Here is a 15,710-nt window from a genome sequence, read left to right on the forward strand (position 1 = left end):
CACCGCTCCCCTACCAGCCGTGCTCCCCGACGAGGGGCACAAAGGCAACTCCCCCGTGGTTGATTATCCTCCTTCTCCCCTTCTCGTCCAGCTTCACAACCTCAAGCAGCTCCTGCCAGAGATGATATGAACCCACAGGAATCAGCAGCTTCCCCCCGGGCTTCAGCTGCTCCACGAGCGGCTCCGGAACCTTCGGCGCTCCCGCCGTAACGATTATTCTATCGTAGGGTGCTTCAGGAGGAAAGCCCTTCGTGCCGTCTCCGGGTATGACATGAACTATCCCTTCATATCCGGCCCTTTTAAGGTTTTTCCGTGCAAACTCAACCAGTTCAGGAATTCTCTCGATGGTGTAGACGTCTGTCCTGACGATCTCGGCTATCAGCGCGGCATTCCACCCGCTCCCCGTGCCGACCTCAAGGACTTTCATGCCTTCCTCCAGCTCCGCCAGCTCCAGCATTATCGCCACCATGTGTGGGGCGCTTACCGTCTGTCCGGCAGGAATCGGCAGGGGCTCATCAACATGCGACCACTGTGCGCTTTCCTCCGGCACGAACTTATAACGCGGCACCTTGAGAAAAGCTTCTTTAACCTTTTTGCTTTTTATTATTCCTTCCCTCTCAAGGGCTTCAACCCTTCTCACCCATTTGAGGTAGAGCTCCTCCTCGTTCATGAGTCTCACATCGGCATTAAGATATTTTAATTTTGCCTCATGTGTATGTTCTGGATGATGGTTTGTTAAGCTTCTAACTCTAAACTCTAAACTCAAAACCCAGAACCTAAAATCTACTTTAAGTTTTGATTTAAGCCTTAAGTCCGGAGAACAAAAGCGGAGGACTAGTGGCCGGCGGCGTCCCCGGTTTCCCGCCCCCTCTCGGAGGGCAGTACACCCGGGATCGCTGGCGGGCTTAACTTCCGGGGTCGAAACGAGACCGGGTGTGACCCCGCCGCTATGACCGCCGTACCGATACATACTCCCGGAGATGGATTTATAAGCTTTGCGGTTGAAGAATGCCCCGTATGGAGGAGGAGATTCTGAAACTTCTGACGGCACTGAGAGGCAGGACGCCTTTGACACCCGAAAAGCGGGTTAGGGATTTTCAGCTTAAAGTCCAGAGAATTAAAAATGGCGAGCCGGCTGAGCTTGAGGGATTCCTCCTCCTGAGAAAAACCCCTCATGCCCCGGATGATGCGGTTTATTACATTCTTTCCCCCCTCCAGCCCTCTGACCTCCAAAAAGCCTCCACGACATCATATTTAATACTCAGGATAACGGAGAACAGCAGAATCTCAGGCAGCGTGAGGAGCGGGAGCTACGTTCGGGTCTCCGGCTTCATGGACTCCTACCCCTACGGCACGCTGAGGATGCTGAATGTGGCCGAGCTGAGGGGTGGGGACTACTCGGAATACTGGCTTCAATACGATGAGATTGCCCTGAGCAAAAAAGAGTTTGAAAATCTGTTCATGGACACCATCTATGCCAGCTATGACTTTGAGAAGGCCTTTCTTTACTCCCTCTTCGCATCCCCCCGGATAGTGGGTTCGAACAGAAAATGGGGGGAGGGGGTTACCTTTTCGACATTCAAGGACAGGGACAGAATTGTTCTCTCCATATGGGAGGCCGTGAAATACATAACGGGACTCTTTCCGAGGGAGCTTTCTCTGAGGAAGGAGAAGAGATGGCATTTCGTGGATGAACACCTTGATCTGGATTTTGTGGCATATCTGCCGGAAACTCCTGTCAGGTATTACTCCCCCTTTTCCAGAACCGTGCTCAAAAATGAAATACCCGCCCCGAAATGGGCGTTCAGATATTTCAAATCAAAGGATGCTGTTTTTTTAACGCCGAAAAAGGCAAAAATCCTGCCCGATGATCCCCTCGCATACCTCTCAGAGGTGCCTTTCATCCTGAATGAACCCGTGGGGTATGAAAAGAACCGCGAGCTTGAGCAACTCATTCCAAACGTTATAGCCACGATATTCAAAGAGAGGGCAAAAATGGCGTCAATGAGCCTGGGGGATAGAGAACTCAGGATTTTCAGGGAGCGATTTGAGGACTGGATTATGAAGAACCGCATGGAATACGGCGAGAAGTTCGATGCACTGAGGCTGAGCGGCATGCTCTTCGAGACCAACACGCGCTTCCTCCTTAGCACCCATCTCCTCGGATCAATGGCCAGGTTCGAAGGTGGTCTGAGAAGGAGCACAATAAGCGACGTCCTAATTATAAATCAGGAGATTCTTGACACATGGATGAATGAGATACCCCCTGACATCCTGATGAAGGCGGTCAAGGACTATGAAAGATATATAAGCGGGGATAGGAGAGCCAACATAGCTCTGGGCATATTCATGGATCTGGAGGCAACATCTGCCGACGGCAGTGTCTCAAGGGAGGAATTTCACAGCGCCCTCATCAGGTATGGATTCAAAGGGGGCGATGCGGCGAAAATCATTGAGCGCCTCCTGCGCGAGGGCTACCTGTACGAGCCGTTTGCCGGAAGGCTGAGGATGATAAAGTAGGTGGTGGCATGAGCAGGAAAAAGTTTCTCCGTCAGAAGGAGCAGAGGGAAAAGCGCAGAATCGCCCGTGAGAGGATAGACATACTTTTCACCCTCGCGGAGAGGGTTTTTCCCTACGAACCCGAGCTGGCCAACCGCTACGTGGAGATAGCCCTCGCAGTTCAGCAGAAGGCGAGGATAAGGATGCCGGGGAAGTGGAAGCGTCGCTACTGCAAGAAATGCCACTCCTTCCTAGTTCCGGGAAAGAACACAAGGGTAAGACTGAGGAGCCGGCCCTACCCCCACGTCGTGATCAAATGCCTCAACTGCGGATACATCATGCGCTACCCGTATTTGAGGGAACAGAAGGCGCGGAGAAGGGACTCCATGAAGGAAGCGACCGGCGGAAATGAGGGACAGACGAGTGTTAAAGGAGGCAATCACTCGGGCTCTGAGTGAACCACCGCCACGGCCCTAACGGGGCTCCCTGAGCCGCCCTCTATTTTCAGAGGAAAGGCCATAAATGTGAACTCCATGTCCAGAAGAACTTCGAGGTTGGTCAGGTTCTCGAAAATCGGAACGTCTTCGCTGAGAAGTATTCTGTGAACGGCATCGTCGCCGATGCTCATCGCATCTGTACCGACGGCTTTTGCCCCCTCAGCCACCAGGAACAGCGCCACCTCCGGCGAGAGCTCCCTCCCCCCAGTTAAGAACAGCACAATTCTGCCAAAATATCCCTCGTCCGGAATCTCGTCGAGCCTTATGGGCCCATTCCCATCCCTAACATCTAGAACGATACCCTCTCCGATGAACTTCTCAAGCGGCATCTCATCAACCGTCTTTCCCCCGGGGATGAAGTGCGCCGGGGCGTCAACGTGCGTTCCCGAGTGCTCGCCAAGCTTGAGGACGTTCATGTAGTAGCCGTCCCTGTCAATGACGGCCCAGAGCCTGACGCTAACCGGCGGGTCATCCGGATAGGAAGGGGTATCGTCCGAGAGGGGTACCGAAAGGTCGACTATCATGGAAACACCAACCATTCTAACAACTTTCTCCTAAAAAACCTTTTCCGGGACTTTCAGCGGGAAACGTTCCAAAGACACAAAATTGGTAACCCAATGGTTTTAAGGTGCGGTTCCTATGGTCAACCGGTGATGAATATGGACTGCACGAAGGACTACTGCGTTAGGGACATATCGCTCGCCCCGAGCGGGGAGAAGAAGATAGACTGGGTTTCGCGCTTCATGCCGGTTCTCCAGAGCATCAGAAAGGATTTCGAGAGGAGAAAGCCCTTCAAGGGAGTGAAGATAGCGACGACGCTCCACCTTGAGATGAAGACGGCTTTCCTTCTCATGACGCTCAAAGCTGCCGGTGCGGAGGTTTCCGCCGCCGCGAGCAACCCCCTCTCGACCCAGGACGACGTCGTCGCGGCACTGGCCAAGGCAGGCGTCAAGGTCTATGCCATTAGAGGAGAGGATCGGGAACAGTACTACGAGTTCATGCACAAAGCTCTGGACATAGAGCCCAACATCATCATAGACGACGGGGCCGACATGATAAGCACCCTGATGAGGGAGAGGCAGGAGCTCGCCGATGGGGTCTGGGGCGCGAGCGAGGAAACCACCACAGGAGTGATAAGGCTCCGCGCGATGGAGAAGGACGGCGTTCTGAAGTTCCCCATTATAGCCGTGAACGACAGCTATACCAAGTACCTCTTTGACAACCGCTACGGCACCGGCCAGTCAACGTGGGACGGAATCCTTAGGACGACGAACCTCCTCATAGCCGGCAAGAACGTCGTCGTTGTCGGCTACGGCTGGTGCGGCAGGGGAATAGCGATGAGGGCTAAAGGCCTCGGAGCTACCGTCATAGTCGTCGAGGTTGACCCGATTAGAGCGTTAGAGGCGAGGATGGACGGCTTCCTCGTCATGGACATGAAGGAAGCCGCTGAGGTCGGAGACATCTTCATCACCTCGACGGGCGACATCAAGTGCATTCGGGGAGAGCACTTCAGGGTCATGAAGGACGGTGTTATCTTAGCGAACGCCGGCCACTTCGACGTTGAGATATGGAAGCCGGACCTTGAGGCTCTTGCAGTTGAGATAAACCAGCCGAGGCCGAACATAACCGAGTACAAAATGGCGGACGGAAGGAGGCTCTACCTGCTCGCCGAGGGCAGGCTTGTGAACTTAGCGGCCGCTGACGGCCACCCCGCGGAGATAATGGACATGAGCTTCGCCCTGCAGGCGAAGGCGGCAGAATACATACTGAACAACCACGAGAGGCTTGAGCCAAAGGTTTACGTGCTCCCGAGGGAGATAGACGAGATGGTGGCGAGGATTAAGCTCTCAGCCATGGGAATAAAAATCGAGGAGCTCACTGAGGAGCAGAGGAAATACCTTGAAAGCTGGGAGCACGGGACTTAATCCCTCCATTTTTCTTTTGGTGATGACTATGAACTTCGAGTCATTCAAACTCGTTCCTGTAGGATACGTGAGAAAGGAAACCGAGACATACATTGAAATCCTCCCCGAGTTCAGGGAGGCCATGGAAGGCCTCGCCGAGGGCGACTGGGTAAAGCTGATACTCTGGTTCCACGCCAGCGATAAGCCAGAGAAAAGGAGAATCCTGAAGGTTCATCCATACAACAACCCGGAGAACCCGCTCAGGGGTGTTTTTGCCACGCGCTCGCCGGTCAGGCCTAACCTGGTAGCGCTCTACGCCGTCAGGATAAACCGCATCGAAGGAGAAAAGCTCTACATCGACCCGATAGACGCTATGGACGGAACTCCCGTCATTGACATCAAGATACTCGTGGAGAGGCTCGACTGCCCGAAGGAGGCCATCATCCCAGAGGAGGAGCTCGATATACCGGCATCAAGGCAGGTTGGAGAGGTCAATTTGATACCCAGAAAAAGCGAGCATCTCGACGAGCTTGAGGAGGTCCTCCCGGAGGAATACGAGGTGCTGGTTCTTGAGCTGGGGCCGAAGACAACGGTGCTGACGGCAAAGGAGCTCGCGGAGCTCATTGAAGCGCTGGAAGAAATCTACGAGAACCTGCCGAAGGAGGGGCTCAGAACACGTGCAAAGCGCTCGCCTTGAAGCTAACGTAGACCTCCTTTCCCTTTTCTATTCCCATCTCCAGCATCGAGGAGCGGGTTATGAATGCCCTGAGCTCGACACCCCCGCTTTTCAGCCTCACCCTCACAAGGGGGCCGAGCTCTTCAACGGCATCAACCTCAGCTTTGAACTCGTTTCTCGCGGAGGTTTTTATGGGTTCGAGGGACAGTATTATATCCTCGGGCCTCAGGCCGGCTCTGACTCTTCCTTCAGCTTCCTCAGGGAGTTCTATCTCCAGCCCGTTGGCCTTCAAAATCCTCCCTTCCGCGATGCCCTCAATTATGTTCTCAAAGCCGAGAAATTTTGCGACCTCCTCATTTGCGGGCCTTGAGAAGACATCTCTAACGGTTCCTGTCTGAATGAGCTGGCCGTTGAGCATGACCCCAACGCGGTCGCCCAAGCTCACAGCCTCCTCGAAGGAGTGGGTTACATGCAGAGCTGTAAAGCCGAGCTCTTTACGCCAGCGCTTCATCTCACCTATGAGCTTTCCCCTCGTCTGGATGTCGAGATTGGCAAAGGGCTCGTCCAGAAGAAGGAGCTCCGGCTCTATAACCAGCGCCCTCGCTATCGCGACCCTCTGCTGCTCCCCGCCGCTCAGCGTTTTTGGCTTCCTGTGAAGGAGGTGACTTATACCGAGAACGTCCGAGATTTCCCGGATTTTTCTGTCTATCTCGGATTTTGGGACTTTTCTGATTTTCAATCCGTAGGAGATGTTGCTGTAAACTGTCATGTGGGGGAAGAGGGCGTAGTTCTGGGGGATATATGCGAGACCTCTCTCTTCAGGCGCCAGCTCGGTTATATCGGCTCCGTTCATGAAAATTCTGCCCTCATCCGGACTGAATATTCCGGCAATAACCTCCAGAAGGAGTGTCTTCCCTGCTCCGCTTGGCCCGAGTATGATGAAATACTCGCCCTTTTTAACCTCAAAGCTAATTTCCCTGAGCCTGAATTCCTTCCAGTCCTTGGAGATTGATTTCACCTCAAGCATTTGCCTCCCTCCCCACCAGCCATCTCAGCATTATGAAGATTGTCAGGCTCATCACCACCAGAATGACGGATATCGGCCGTGATGATCTCAAGCCGTAGTTGTTGAAGTACTCCATCACAAGAACCTGGGCGGTTTTTGGATAGTATGCAACGATGAGTATAGCGCCGACCTCGCTTATAGCCCTCGCCCACGTCATTATGGCCCCGCTCAGAATCGAAGACAGTGCCATCGGCAGGGAAACTGTAAAGAATGCTTTCATCTGGGAGGCTCCAAGGGTTCTTGCCACATGCTCAAGCCTCTCATCAACAGCCAGAAACCCATCCCGGGCTGCGTTTATTGTGAACGGCGCGGAAACGAAGAGCATTGCAGCGATTATGCCGGTGTAGCTGTCGAGTATGGCGCTTGAAAACGTCACAAGCAGCATTATGCCAACAACGGAATGCGGTATGACGATTGGGACATCAACAACGGCCTGAATAAGGCTTTTCCCTCTGAACTCCCTCCTTGCAAGGACATACCCCAGAGGTACTCCAAGGAGCAGGGCTATTAAGGCGGTGGCAGTTGCAGTAAAGAGGGAATTTCTCAGGGCCTCCAGCACGAGGGGGTCATGCAGAGTTCTTACAAGCATTCCCCAGTCTGAAGCCTGTTTGGTGAAAATAACAGCCAGCGGGAGGGCTATATATACTATCAGAAAGCTGCCAAGGGCTGCGAAGAGATAGATGGTGTAGTCACGTCTCACCTTTTCACCTCCGGTCTGGGGAAAAATCTGCCTCTGGTCTTCATGAACTCCCGGTATTCGTCTCCCCAGTGCTCAATCAGTTCATTCTCCTCAAGCCCGGCGAGCTTCTCCCAGAGGAGTATCATGAATGCGTAGGCAATCAGACCGGGAACGCTGAGGAACCAGAGGGCTATCCCAAACCCCATAACTATGAACGCCGAATAAAATGGGTGCCTGACGTATCTGTACGGCCCGTCCTCCATCAGCCTCCTGAAGTCGGAAGGCCGGTCGTGGGTTTTCGGGAAGAGGGAGTGAACGTAAAGAGCAAAAATGGATGATGAGAGCGTTAGAATCGCCCCCGAAACACGCATTATCCTTGCCTTCTCTCCCCCTATCGGAGGATAATGGAACAGCATGGAGAATGGGATGAGAATAAAGAAAACCGCAAAGACCAGCCTTCTGAACTTCCAGCTTTCCATGTTCCCACCGCTTGAAGTTGAGCAGGGAAAAATAAAAACCTCACCTTTCCACCTTCACCAGATCCCTTATCTCCTCAGGCACGTTTCCGAACGCTATGGGGGGATTGAGGAAGTCCTGATAGTTCTCCTTGAAGGTTTTCTTCCCGTTCTCGCCGAGGAGGTATCTGAGGAACTCAAGGGCAAGCTTTTTGTGCGGTGCATTCCTGAGAACCGTGATGCCGTAGACTATTGGCTTGGCCTTTATGGTCTTCCCGGTTGACCCTATGGTTATGCTAACCTGCCCGTAGTAGCTGCCCTTTTTGAAGTCCCTGAGGTTTATCTCATCCGGCAGGGTTATGTACCTGAGGTGGTGCTGCTCGGCAACGCTCTTGTAGATGAAGTAGTAGTCGAGGCTTCCGCTCTCGACGAGACCCGTTAGGTCGGTCTCCTTCGGCCTTATAACCACACGTTTATCCTTCACCTGTATCTCCTTCGGCGCATAGATATGGGTTCCGTTGGCGATTATATTGGTGTTTTTCTCGATTAAGGTCTCAAAAATCGGTTTTCCATAGTAGAGGTCGGCCAGCTTGGTCACCATGACGGAGCGGTATCCGCAGGGGTCCTGGTTCGGGTCGCTGAAGCCGAAGCTAACATCGGGTTTTGCGAGGATTTCATACCAGTTATTGGAGTTTATCTGATTGGCATATTTGCTCCTGTTTGTGAAGGCAATGACTATCTCGTTCGTTGCAAAGAGAACGTAAAAGTCGGTATAGTTTGGAACGAGCATCTGGGGAATGAGGGTGTAGTCTGCTGTGGCCACGATATCTGCCTTTTTTCCGAGGTCCGTTACCTTTCTAACGGCCTTTACACTCCCGCTTGCCTCATCCTGAAAGGTTACTCTGGTCTTGAGGTTTTCCTCAGCATATTTGGTGAATTCATCTTCCAGATTCTTTAATGGAAGGCTGAGCGAGCCCGCGTGGAATATTATGAGCTTTGTCTCTGATGTTCCTGTTTCGGTACCCGTGCTGTTTATACATCCCGCAGCCACGACGGCCAGAAGCATGAGACCTATTAAAATCAGCGCCCTCTTCATGGAACCACCAGTAAACTACCCGGAGCTGGGTATTTAAACATTTTGAGCAAACAACAGCATTAACGTAAATGATTTTGTTTTCCAGCACACCCCCTCCAGTTGTACTGCTGGGAGGTTTTAGGTGCCAAGTTAGGGGAGGAACTTCTATTCGAACTACGGGGGACTCCGCTGAGGTGCATATCCCTTGCTCCCGGGAGCTCGGAGAAAATGGGTCAATCTCGCCGCAGCTTTTCTCTCCTCTCAACCAGTTCATCAACCAGCTCCCTGAAATATCCATAGAACTCGCTTTTCCTCAGCTTTTCCAGAGCGCTCCAGAACCCGTCGAGGTTCTTAAAACCTGCCCTCTCATACTCATATGCCTGAATCAGCATTTCAAGCTTATCTGCGAATTTAACGAGCCTGCCCTCCAGGCTGAGCTCCTCCTCATACTCCCTCCAGAGCCGGAAGTAGCCTCCGGGATCCGGTGTCTTCAGAAACATCTCCATCACAGCCTTCTTCTCTGCTTTGCCCTTGTCAATGTAGTGCTGCGCTGTCTTCGGTATGTCCGTTATCCTCGCCTCCCCGATATCGTGGAGCAGAGCTATCTTCAGGGCGCGTTCAACATTCACTTCTACACCTCTTGCCTTCAGTTTGTCGGCTAAAAACAGGGTTATGAATGCTGTTCTGAAAGAATGGTCTGCTATGCTCTCCGGATAGGGCACGCCCCCGAGAAGCCAGCCCGTTCTCGGGAGCTTTTTCAGGCTGCCGGCCTCAAGAAAAAGGGAAAGCATGTTCAGTCCTCCGAGGTATACAGGGCCTTCTCGGTTTCAATGGCGCTTGCGATAATGCCGTCCCCAACAAAACGCCCGTACACCTTAACCGCATCGCCTTTACCCACGTAGGGAGTTCCTGGAAATTCTATCCTGAATCCATCTATATGGAAGGTCGTCCTTGAGCTCGGCAGCTCCATGGGCAGAAATTCTATATGCGGCTTATCCTCGATGATGCCCTCCAGGACAACATTTTTGCCCTTAAACCTGCCGTTGGTCAGACTTTCAGGTGTAACGATATAATAGTAATGATGACCGAGCTTCACCCTCTTCGGCATATCAATCACCTAAGACTTATATCGGGATGATTGATTATATTAACGGTGGAGGGTATGATAAAGGTTGCGATTATAGGTGCCGAGAATGTGGGCAAATCGACCCTCATGAATGCACTCATAGGGGGCAGAGTTTCGGAGGTCGAAAACCTGCCCGGAACGACGAAGGGCATCATAAGAAGGCGCTTCGGAAAGCTGAAGATACCCAAGAGCATGAAGAACCCGAAGGGTGGAGCGGATGAGTTCGTGCTGATAGACACAGCAGGGCTTTTTGACCCGGAGAGGGAGTTCAGGGGAAAGGTCCTGAGCGAAGAGAAGTTCAGGGCTCTTCTGGATGAAATAATCTCCTCGGATGTTGTCATACACATGGTAGACGCTCAGTACGGCCTTCACAGGGGTATGGAAAAGCTCCACCACCTCCTCAAGATGCGCTACGATAAACCCATAATAGTTGTGATAAATAAAGTGGACTTAGTGCCGAGAGAAAGGGTCGAGGAGCTCAGAAAGCTCATCAAAAAGCGGCTTGAACAGGATGCAATACCCCTCTCCCTGGTGACGTTTGAGGGCTTCAATGAGCTCCTGAATGCTCTTGCCTATTACGCCCAGTATGTTTAGCAGTTGCAGCTGCACACCTTCACAAGCAGCTTCCTCCTCCTTGGCCCGTCCAGCTCAACGAAAAGAATCCTCTGCCACGTGCCCAGAACCAGCTCCCCCTCCTCCACCGGGACGATGACCTCGGGATTCAGCAGAAGGCCGGCACGGAGGTGGGAGTGGGCGTTGCTGTCTATCCTGTCATGGGCGTATCCGGCCCCCTCCGGAATCAGCTCCTCCATCTTCTCCTTTATATCCAGGAGCAAACCATTTTCGTTCTCATTTATGAGGAGGCCTGTTGTCGTGTGTCTCGTGAATACGACGATAATTCCCTCTGTGATGCCGCTTTTCCACACAAGCCGCTGGACATCACCCGTTATGTCGACAATCTCAAATTTCCGGGAGGTTTCAATGCTGAGCTCGTGGAGCATGCAGTCACCTCCCTCCGAGAAGTCTCAGTATATCCTCAAGAAGCTGCTTTTCACTGGCTTCCATCCCGTCGGAGATATATCTCAATATCACGGCTTTTTCATAAGCCATTATCATCTTCTCATCACCCTTCCTGGGGGCCAGTTCCCTCAGCTGGCTGTAAAGCTCGTCCAGGGTGTCCCTGAAGAGAACCTCATCCCGGTACAGGCCCTCCTCCAGCATGTTTTCAATCAGGCTCTTCACGTATTCGAGGCCGTTTTCATTCTTCTTTCTTCTCCTGAGCAATGTTCTGAGCCCTTTCATTCTCTCACCTTCCTTTCCATAATTTCATTATCGAGGGCCCTCAGGAGGATTTCGGATATAAGAATTGAGGAGAACCTCGGGTCTTTAACCTCAAGTGCAGCGTCTATGGCCTCCGAAAGACTGTTCTCCTTGAGGAGATAGTTGGCAACGTCCGTAAGGGCTATTGAGCGGAGTTTTCTGTCCTTAATCTCCGCTGCGGTTCTCCTGGCACCGTCGATATCTCCCTTAAGAATGCGGTACCTCACAATCTTCACCAAAACCTCCTCACCCGGGGATTTCCTTTCTATGGCACCGATGATTTCGGGGTTTCCTCTCTCCGGATGCTCCAGCAGGTGGTTCATGATGTCCTTCCCAATAACTTCCATCTCCTCGGAGGAGAGTGCATCGATAAATCCCGGGAGCGCTCTGGGGTTTTTCTCAATGAGCGTCAGGGCTATCTCGGAGAGGCTCTCCATGCCCCCTCCGAATTTCCGGATCAGATTGACAGCGGGCTCGGTGGCACCGCTCAGGGCAAACGCCCTCCCCATCTCAACGAGGAAGTCCTCTCCAAACTTCTTTGATAGACGATGGGCCGCCTGCTCCAGCACAGGGATGTACTGGGAGAGGGCGTCCCTGTCCTTCAGATGGAATACCACCTCTTTAAAGGCCAGCTTTGCCCACGGTTTCCTCTCTATTTCCTCTATCATGGTTATCGCTTTCTCATAGCTTCCCAGATGGAGGTGAATCTTTATAAGCTCCAGATATGCCTTTGATCTGTACGGTTCAAGCGTTATGTTATCAAGCGCAAGCCTGCTTTTTCTGAGCCTGTATGCAATCTTTATCTGATCCCTCTCCAGCAGGGATGTGTTTCTCTTTATGATTTCAAGGAGCGTGATATCCTTGAGCTGGAGGTTCTGAATTTCCATCGCAAATATTATTGCGCCGCCTATGTCGCCTGCAGCCACCATATACTTGGCCGCTGTGTGCATGAGCAAATCCCTGTCTCCCTGACCCAGAAGCCTGGAGCCCTCCAGAACCTGCTGAAAAATCCTGTTGGCGGATTTGATGCCGACCTTCTTCAGGGAATAGCCCACAGCTAAAAGTGCCTTGAACATCGTGGGCGGGTCTTCTATGCTGTTTGCGTTTTCGAGGGCCCTTGTGAACGCCAGCTTAAAGTGCTCATCCTTCATCGCAACAAGCCTCTCGCCAATTTTAGCATAGGTGGCTGCCTTCAGGTAGGGGTCCTGAATTATCTCAATCGAAGAAATAATCTCATCAACGAGCATTCTCATCCCCTGTCCGTCCTTGCTATCCCTTTTTCTCTCTCATTCCTATTAACTTTAACGCTGCAAACATTTTTAAGAGGATCAGGGAAGCATGAATTATGTATGCTGTGATATTTGGAAAGAATCCAAGGCTCAGTGAAGCAGAGTTTCATGCATTCATCAGACGTTTCAACCTCAGGGTTAGGGTTATCGAGACATCACGTAACTGGATGGTATTTGAGAGCAGCAAAAAGGTCGAACATCTCTTCAGGAGGCTCGGCGGCTCCCTCAAGCTCGTTAGAATAACCGGTGAGGGTGAAACCGCTATTAAAGAGCTTGAATATGCAAGGTTCTTCACGGTTAGCCTCTACGGCCGGGAGGACTGGAAGCTCTGGAGGAAGCTGGGGAGCGGTATAAAGCGGGCTTTTAAGGCAGAAGGGCCGTCAAAGTTCTTCAAGCCTGCGAGGGTTTATGCAATGCCCTCCGAGCTCATTCTCAAGGGATTTCCTGAGGTGAGGGATTTCGTGTTTCTCTTCCGGGAAGATGGGAGCTTTCTGGTTGGGGAAACCGTTAGAATCACAGACCCATTTGAGCTGAAAAAGCTCGATGTTGAGAGGCCGGTTCAGAGGCCGATGCTTTCCATCCCCCCAAGGCTGGCGAGGATAATGGTGAATCTGACTGAAGTCCCGCAGGGAAATTTTCTTGACCCCTTCTGCGGAATAGGGACGATAGTTCAGGAGTTTGTGCTTCAGGGGCTGAATGCATACGGCAGTGACTCAAGCCCCAAAGCCATCCATGGAGCGAGGGAAAATCTCAAATGGCTTAAGAAAGAGTTCAGAACTAAAAGAAGTGCTCGTTTTGAGGTCTGTGATGCAAGGAAGCTGAAAAAATGCTTCAGAGTAAAATTTGATGCCATCGTCACCGAGTCATACCTCGGGGAACCCCTCAAACACAACCCCTCGAGGGGGGAGGCGGTTGGGATGGCAAACAGGCTTGACAGGTTTTACTTCTCGGTCTTCGACTCCTTTTCAGACGTTATCAAAAGAAAAGGTGTGGTTGTGTTCGTCTTTCCAGCCTACAGGCTGAGGGGAGGGGAAATTTACAGAAAAGATAGGAAATGGCTGGAGAAGCTCGGATTTGAAGTTCTCGGGAGATACACGGATTTTGAGGAGAGGCACCGCCTTGTCAGGGATATACATGTGCTTAAATATAAAAGCTAAACTATTATAAACAGCGAGGTTTAGTTTTATTACGGTGAGAATATGGCCGATATAGTTGTTAAGGTACCTCCAACGGTGGATGAGAGGGTTGCAGATTTAATCGCTGAGGCTATTTCTAAGAGACTGAAGAGCCTGGCTTATGTTAATGAGATTCTCATGAACTCTGAACTGACCGAAGAAGATGCGATAGAACTGGGGAGAAAAGCAAAGAAAGGAAGGGGTCGATACCTTGAAAGAAAGTATTCTTTTGGTAATTAATACAAATGTGCTCTTCTCTTTCTTTGGAAAGTCGACAACCACGAGAGAATTGATATTTCTCCTTTCTGGCAGACTTTTGAGCCCTAAATTTGCCCTCGAAGAACTGGAAGAACACAGAAAGGAAATAATGAAAAAAGCCAGGATTCATGAGGATGATTTCAGACAATTAACAAACGTTCTCAAAGAGCATGTCATATTTGTGGAAGAGGAGTTTTATGCAGAATTTATCCCCTTGGCTTTTGAGATTACTCCAGATAAGGATGATACAGATTTCGTAGCATTAGCTCTAAAGATAAATGCCCCTCTGTGGAGCAACGATAAGAGATTGAAGGAGATAGAGAATATTGAAGTACTTGATACAAAGGAGCTATTGAAATTGCTGGACATCATACCATGACCCTCTCATGCTCCTGCTTCATGCATCTGTGGGCGACCGCTGTTAAGCCAGCCTCCTTAGCCCTCTTGAAAGCCTCACGGCTGTAGGTGTTGAACTGGAACCAGACGACCTTTGCGCCCTTCTCCACAGCCTGCTCGACGTATTCCATGGTGAATTCCGGCCTGACGAAGAGGTCGACGATATCGACTTCGCCCGGAATATCGAGAACGCTCGGATAGCACTTCCTGCCGAGAACCTCCTCGTACCGCGGGTTGACTGGATAAACCTCGTAGCCTTTCTCAAGCAGGTACCTCATAACATCATTTGAAGCTCTTTCCGGTCTGGGAGATGCTCCTACAAGTGCTATACGTCTGTTTTTTGTCAGAATCTCCCTGATTTCCTCATCCGTGAGCCTATCAACCGGCATTATCCTGACCATTTTATCACCGTGGAATCTTCTCCCTAAAAGGATATAAGCCTGTCTGTCGAAATCCGATGGGTGGTAGTATGGCCCTCTATGAGGAAAGGATTGTGAGCAAACTGTTTCTTCTGATTATACTCACCCCGATAGCGGTGATGGGGTGGGGAACTTGGAGAACCTACCTGGCCGGAGAGGGATTTGAGATTATGCTGGCCTCCTGGATTTTCCTGACGTTTATCCTGCTGGACATAATGGCGATCAGGATAGAGATGGATGAAGAAGAGCTGAGGATAAGAGGGCTTATCGGACTCATCATCAGAAAAACCATCAGAATTGATGATATACGAAGCTTTAAGGTCAGCGACCACTGGATGAAGTGCTACGGGACGATGCATTTTACATTTCCGGCAAAGGGATGTGTTCTCATAAACCGCCGCAGCGGGTGGAGCGTTTCGCTCTCAACAAACAATCCCGAAGAGCTGGCCCGGGTGCTCTCTACTCTGGGCGTTCCACGAGAAGCTTAGTGCCCTGTGCATTCACAACCCTCACCCTCTCTCCGGGTCTTGCGGAGCCGTTGATGCACCGGGCATTCCAGAACTCGTTTCCAATCTTTACAGTGCCCTCAGGGTTCAGTTCTCTGATGACTGTGGCCTCCCTTCCGATGAGGGTCTCAATGCCAACCCCAACTTTTCTCTCAAAGTCCTTCCATATTCTGGGTGCGGCTATTATGTCCTTTCCAATCAGCACCGCCAGAAGCAGGAGCACCGCTTTCACAGGGATATGCAGGCCCATGGCAGGCAGGATTACAAGGAGCAGCAGGCCCACAATGATTTCATCGGCAAGCAGTATCAGCACCTTCAAGGCTTTGCTCCACTTTCTCATGATTGCACCTAATCGCAAAGGAATATAAAC

22 protein-coding genes and 1 rRNA gene are annotated in these 15,710 nt (G+C 51.4%); 9 read left to right on the top strand and 14 right to left on the bottom strand.

All coding sequences use genetic code 11. The features are described 5' to 3' along the window. Window positions 1-10 precede the first annotated feature (10 nt). Both ACYQ27_RS04045 and rrf read right to left on the bottom strand, forming a co-directional pair. The gene (locus ACYQ27_RS04045) at window positions 11-670 is read right to left on the bottom strand and encodes a protein-L-isoaspartate(D-aspartate) O-methyltransferase (RefSeq protein ID WP_456394825.1); all 660 of its coding nucleotides are present in this window, start codon (window positions 668-670) and stop codon (window positions 11-13) included. Between the two features lie 169 nt (window positions 671-839). Beyond that, a 5S ribosomal RNA gene (rrf, locus tag ACYQ27_RS04050) occupies window positions 840-961 on the bottom strand. A gap of 47 nt (window positions 962-1,008) precedes the next feature. On the opposite strand from rrf, the gene ACYQ27_RS04055 reads away from it, so the two are divergent. Both ACYQ27_RS04055 and ACYQ27_RS04060 read left to right on the top strand, forming a co-directional pair. Then, the gene (locus ACYQ27_RS04055) at window positions 1,009-2,520 is read left to right on the top strand and encodes a hypothetical protein (RefSeq protein ID WP_460041048.1); all 1,512 of its coding nucleotides are present in this window, start codon (window positions 1,009-1,011) and stop codon (window positions 2,518-2,520) included. An 8-nt stretch (window positions 2,521-2,528) separates the two neighbouring features. Beyond that, window positions 2,529-2,957, top strand: a complete 429-nt coding sequence (locus ACYQ27_RS04060) for a ribonuclease P protein component 4 (protein WP_460041049.1) — start codon at window positions 2,529-2,531, stop codon at window positions 2,955-2,957. On the opposite strand, the gene ACYQ27_RS04065 is transcribed toward ACYQ27_RS04060, so the two are convergent. Continuing rightward, window positions 2,939-3,520 carry a cyclase family protein gene (locus ACYQ27_RS04065; protein ID WP_460041789.1) on the bottom strand — a complete coding sequence of 194 codons (582 nt, stop codon included), beginning with the start codon at window positions 3,518-3,520 and terminating at the stop codon, window positions 2,939-2,941. The two genes, ACYQ27_RS04060 and ACYQ27_RS04065, sit on opposite strands and share 19 nt — an antisense overlap. Before the next feature lie 135 nt (window positions 3,521-3,655). Here ACYQ27_RS04065 and ACYQ27_RS04070 point away from each other — a divergent pair, with 135 nt between their 5' ends. After that, complete coding sequence (locus tag ACYQ27_RS04070; protein ID WP_460041790.1) at window positions 3,656-4,921, top strand: adenosylhomocysteinase; 1,266 nt, start codon at window positions 3,656-3,658, stop codon at window positions 4,919-4,921. Window positions 4,922-4,949: 28 nt separating this feature from the next. Beyond that, window positions 4,950-5,597, top strand: coding sequence for a tRNA (N6-threonylcarbamoyladenosine(37)-N6)-methyltransferase TrmO (gene tsaA / locus ACYQ27_RS04075; protein ID WP_460041050.1), 648 nt, complete (start codon window positions 4,950-4,952; stop codon window positions 5,595-5,597). On the opposite strand, the gene wtpC is transcribed toward tsaA, so the two are convergent. The 6 genes from wtpC to ACYQ27_RS04105 all read right to left on the bottom strand — a co-directional run bounded on the left by wtpC (window position 5,569) and on the right by ACYQ27_RS04105 (window position 9,959). Beyond that, window positions 5,569-6,603 carry a tungstate ABC transporter ATP-binding protein WtpC gene (wtpC, locus tag ACYQ27_RS04080; protein WP_456453830.1) on the bottom strand — a complete coding sequence of 345 codons (1,035 nt, stop codon included), beginning with the start codon at window positions 6,601-6,603 and terminating at the stop codon, window positions 5,569-5,571. The two genes, tsaA and wtpC, sit on opposite strands and share 29 nt — an antisense overlap. Further along, on the bottom strand, window positions 6,596-7,342 hold the full coding sequence (gene wtpB, locus ACYQ27_RS04085; RefSeq protein WP_456453829.1) for a tungstate ABC transporter permease WtpB: 747 nt from the start codon (window positions 7,340-7,342) through the stop codon (window positions 6,596-6,598). Before wtpB ends, wtpC begins: the two co-directional genes overlap by 8 nt. Beyond that, window positions 7,339-7,800, bottom strand: a complete 462-nt coding sequence (locus ACYQ27_RS04090; RefSeq protein WP_456453828.1) for a methyltransferase family protein — start codon at window positions 7,798-7,800, stop codon at window positions 7,339-7,341. Before ACYQ27_RS04090 ends, wtpB begins: the two co-directional genes overlap by 4 nt. Window positions 7,801-7,840: 40 nt before the next feature. Further along, window positions 7,841-8,872 carry a tungstate ABC transporter substrate-binding protein WtpA gene (wtpA, locus tag ACYQ27_RS04095; RefSeq protein WP_456453827.1) on the bottom strand — a complete coding sequence of 344 codons (1,032 nt, stop codon included), beginning with the start codon at window positions 8,870-8,872 and terminating at the stop codon, window positions 7,841-7,843. A gap of 212 nt (window positions 8,873-9,084) precedes the next feature. Continuing rightward, window positions 9,085-9,642 (bottom strand): HD domain-containing protein, encoded by a 558-nt coding sequence (locus ACYQ27_RS04100; protein ID WP_456453826.1) that lies wholly within the window; start codon window positions 9,640-9,642, stop codon window positions 9,085-9,087. A gap of 2 nt (window positions 9,643-9,644) precedes the next feature. After that, window positions 9,645-9,959, bottom strand: coding sequence for a GTP-binding protein (locus ACYQ27_RS04105; RefSeq protein ID WP_456394928.1), 315 nt, complete (start codon window positions 9,957-9,959; stop codon window positions 9,645-9,647). 54 nt (window positions 9,960-10,013) lie between these two features. Here ACYQ27_RS04105 and ACYQ27_RS04110 point away from each other — a divergent pair, with 54 nt between their 5' ends. Further along, window positions 10,014-10,571: an Era-like GTP-binding protein gene (locus ACYQ27_RS04110; RefSeq protein ID WP_456394939.1), complete on the top strand. Its 558-nt coding sequence runs from the start codon at window positions 10,014-10,016 to the stop codon at window positions 10,569-10,571. On the opposite strand, the gene ACYQ27_RS04115 is transcribed toward ACYQ27_RS04110, so the two are convergent. The 3 genes from ACYQ27_RS04115 to ACYQ27_RS04125 are packed head-to-tail and all read right to left on the bottom strand — an operon-like array spanning window position 10,568 to window position 12,550. Beyond that, window positions 10,568-10,978 carry a secondary thiamine-phosphate synthase enzyme YjbQ gene (locus tag ACYQ27_RS04115; protein WP_460041051.1) on the bottom strand — a complete coding sequence of 137 codons (411 nt, stop codon included), beginning with the start codon at window positions 10,976-10,978 and terminating at the stop codon, window positions 10,568-10,570. The genes ACYQ27_RS04110 and ACYQ27_RS04115 overlap by 4 nt on opposite strands. 4 nt (window positions 10,979-10,982) lie before the next feature. Beyond that, window positions 10,983-11,279, bottom strand: coding sequence for a hypothetical protein (locus ACYQ27_RS04120; RefSeq protein ID WP_460041052.1), 297 nt, complete (start codon window positions 11,277-11,279; stop codon window positions 10,983-10,985). Beyond that, window positions 11,276-12,550: a prenyltransferase gene (locus ACYQ27_RS04125; RefSeq protein ID WP_456453824.1), complete on the bottom strand. Its 1,275-nt coding sequence runs from the start codon at window positions 12,548-12,550 to the stop codon at window positions 11,276-11,278. The genes ACYQ27_RS04120 and ACYQ27_RS04125 overlap by 4 nt, the downstream gene beginning before the upstream one ends. A 92-nt stretch (window positions 12,551-12,642) precedes the next feature. Between ACYQ27_RS04125 and ACYQ27_RS04130 the strand changes: the two genes are divergently transcribed. Genes ACYQ27_RS04130 through ACYQ27_RS04140 form a run of 3 tightly spaced genes read left to right on the top strand, consistent with a single transcriptional unit; the run spans window position 12,643 to window position 14,398 of the window. Continuing rightward, entirely contained in the window at window positions 12,643-13,743 is a 1,101-nt protein-coding gene (locus ACYQ27_RS04130; protein WP_460041053.1) for a TRM11 family SAM-dependent methyltransferase, read from the top strand. 42 nt (window positions 13,744-13,785) lie between these two features. Continuing rightward, window positions 13,786-14,001 (top strand): hypothetical protein, encoded by a 216-nt coding sequence (locus ACYQ27_RS04135; RefSeq protein WP_456394923.1) that lies wholly within the window; start codon window positions 13,786-13,788, stop codon window positions 13,999-14,001. Beyond that, window positions 13,973-14,398: a PIN domain-containing protein gene (locus tag ACYQ27_RS04140; RefSeq protein WP_460041054.1), complete on the top strand. Its 426-nt coding sequence runs from the start codon at window positions 13,973-13,975 to the stop codon at window positions 14,396-14,398. Before ACYQ27_RS04135 ends, ACYQ27_RS04140 begins: the two co-directional genes overlap by 29 nt. Here ACYQ27_RS04140 and ACYQ27_RS04145 read toward each other — a convergent pair. Next, window positions 14,388-14,816, bottom strand: coding sequence for a CoA-binding protein (locus ACYQ27_RS04145; protein ID WP_456453821.1), 429 nt, complete (start codon window positions 14,814-14,816; stop codon window positions 14,388-14,390). The genes ACYQ27_RS04140 and ACYQ27_RS04145 overlap by 11 nt on opposite strands. Window positions 14,817-14,872: 56 nt before the next feature. Here ACYQ27_RS04145 and ACYQ27_RS04150 point away from each other — a divergent pair, with 56 nt between their 5' ends. Beyond that, window positions 14,873-15,322 (top strand): hypothetical protein, encoded by a 450-nt coding sequence (locus ACYQ27_RS04150; RefSeq protein WP_460041055.1) that lies wholly within the window; start codon window positions 14,873-14,875, stop codon window positions 15,320-15,322. Here the strand turns inward: ACYQ27_RS04150 and ACYQ27_RS04155 are convergent. After that, a complete protein-coding gene (locus ACYQ27_RS04155; protein WP_456453819.1) occupies window positions 15,294-15,680 on the bottom strand; it encodes an NfeD family protein in 387 nt (128 codons plus the stop codon). The genes ACYQ27_RS04150 and ACYQ27_RS04155 overlap by 29 nt on opposite strands. Between the last annotated feature and the right edge of the window lie 30 nt (window positions 15,681-15,710).

The sequence above is a fragment of the Thermococcus atlanticus genome (genome assembly GCF_054657855.1).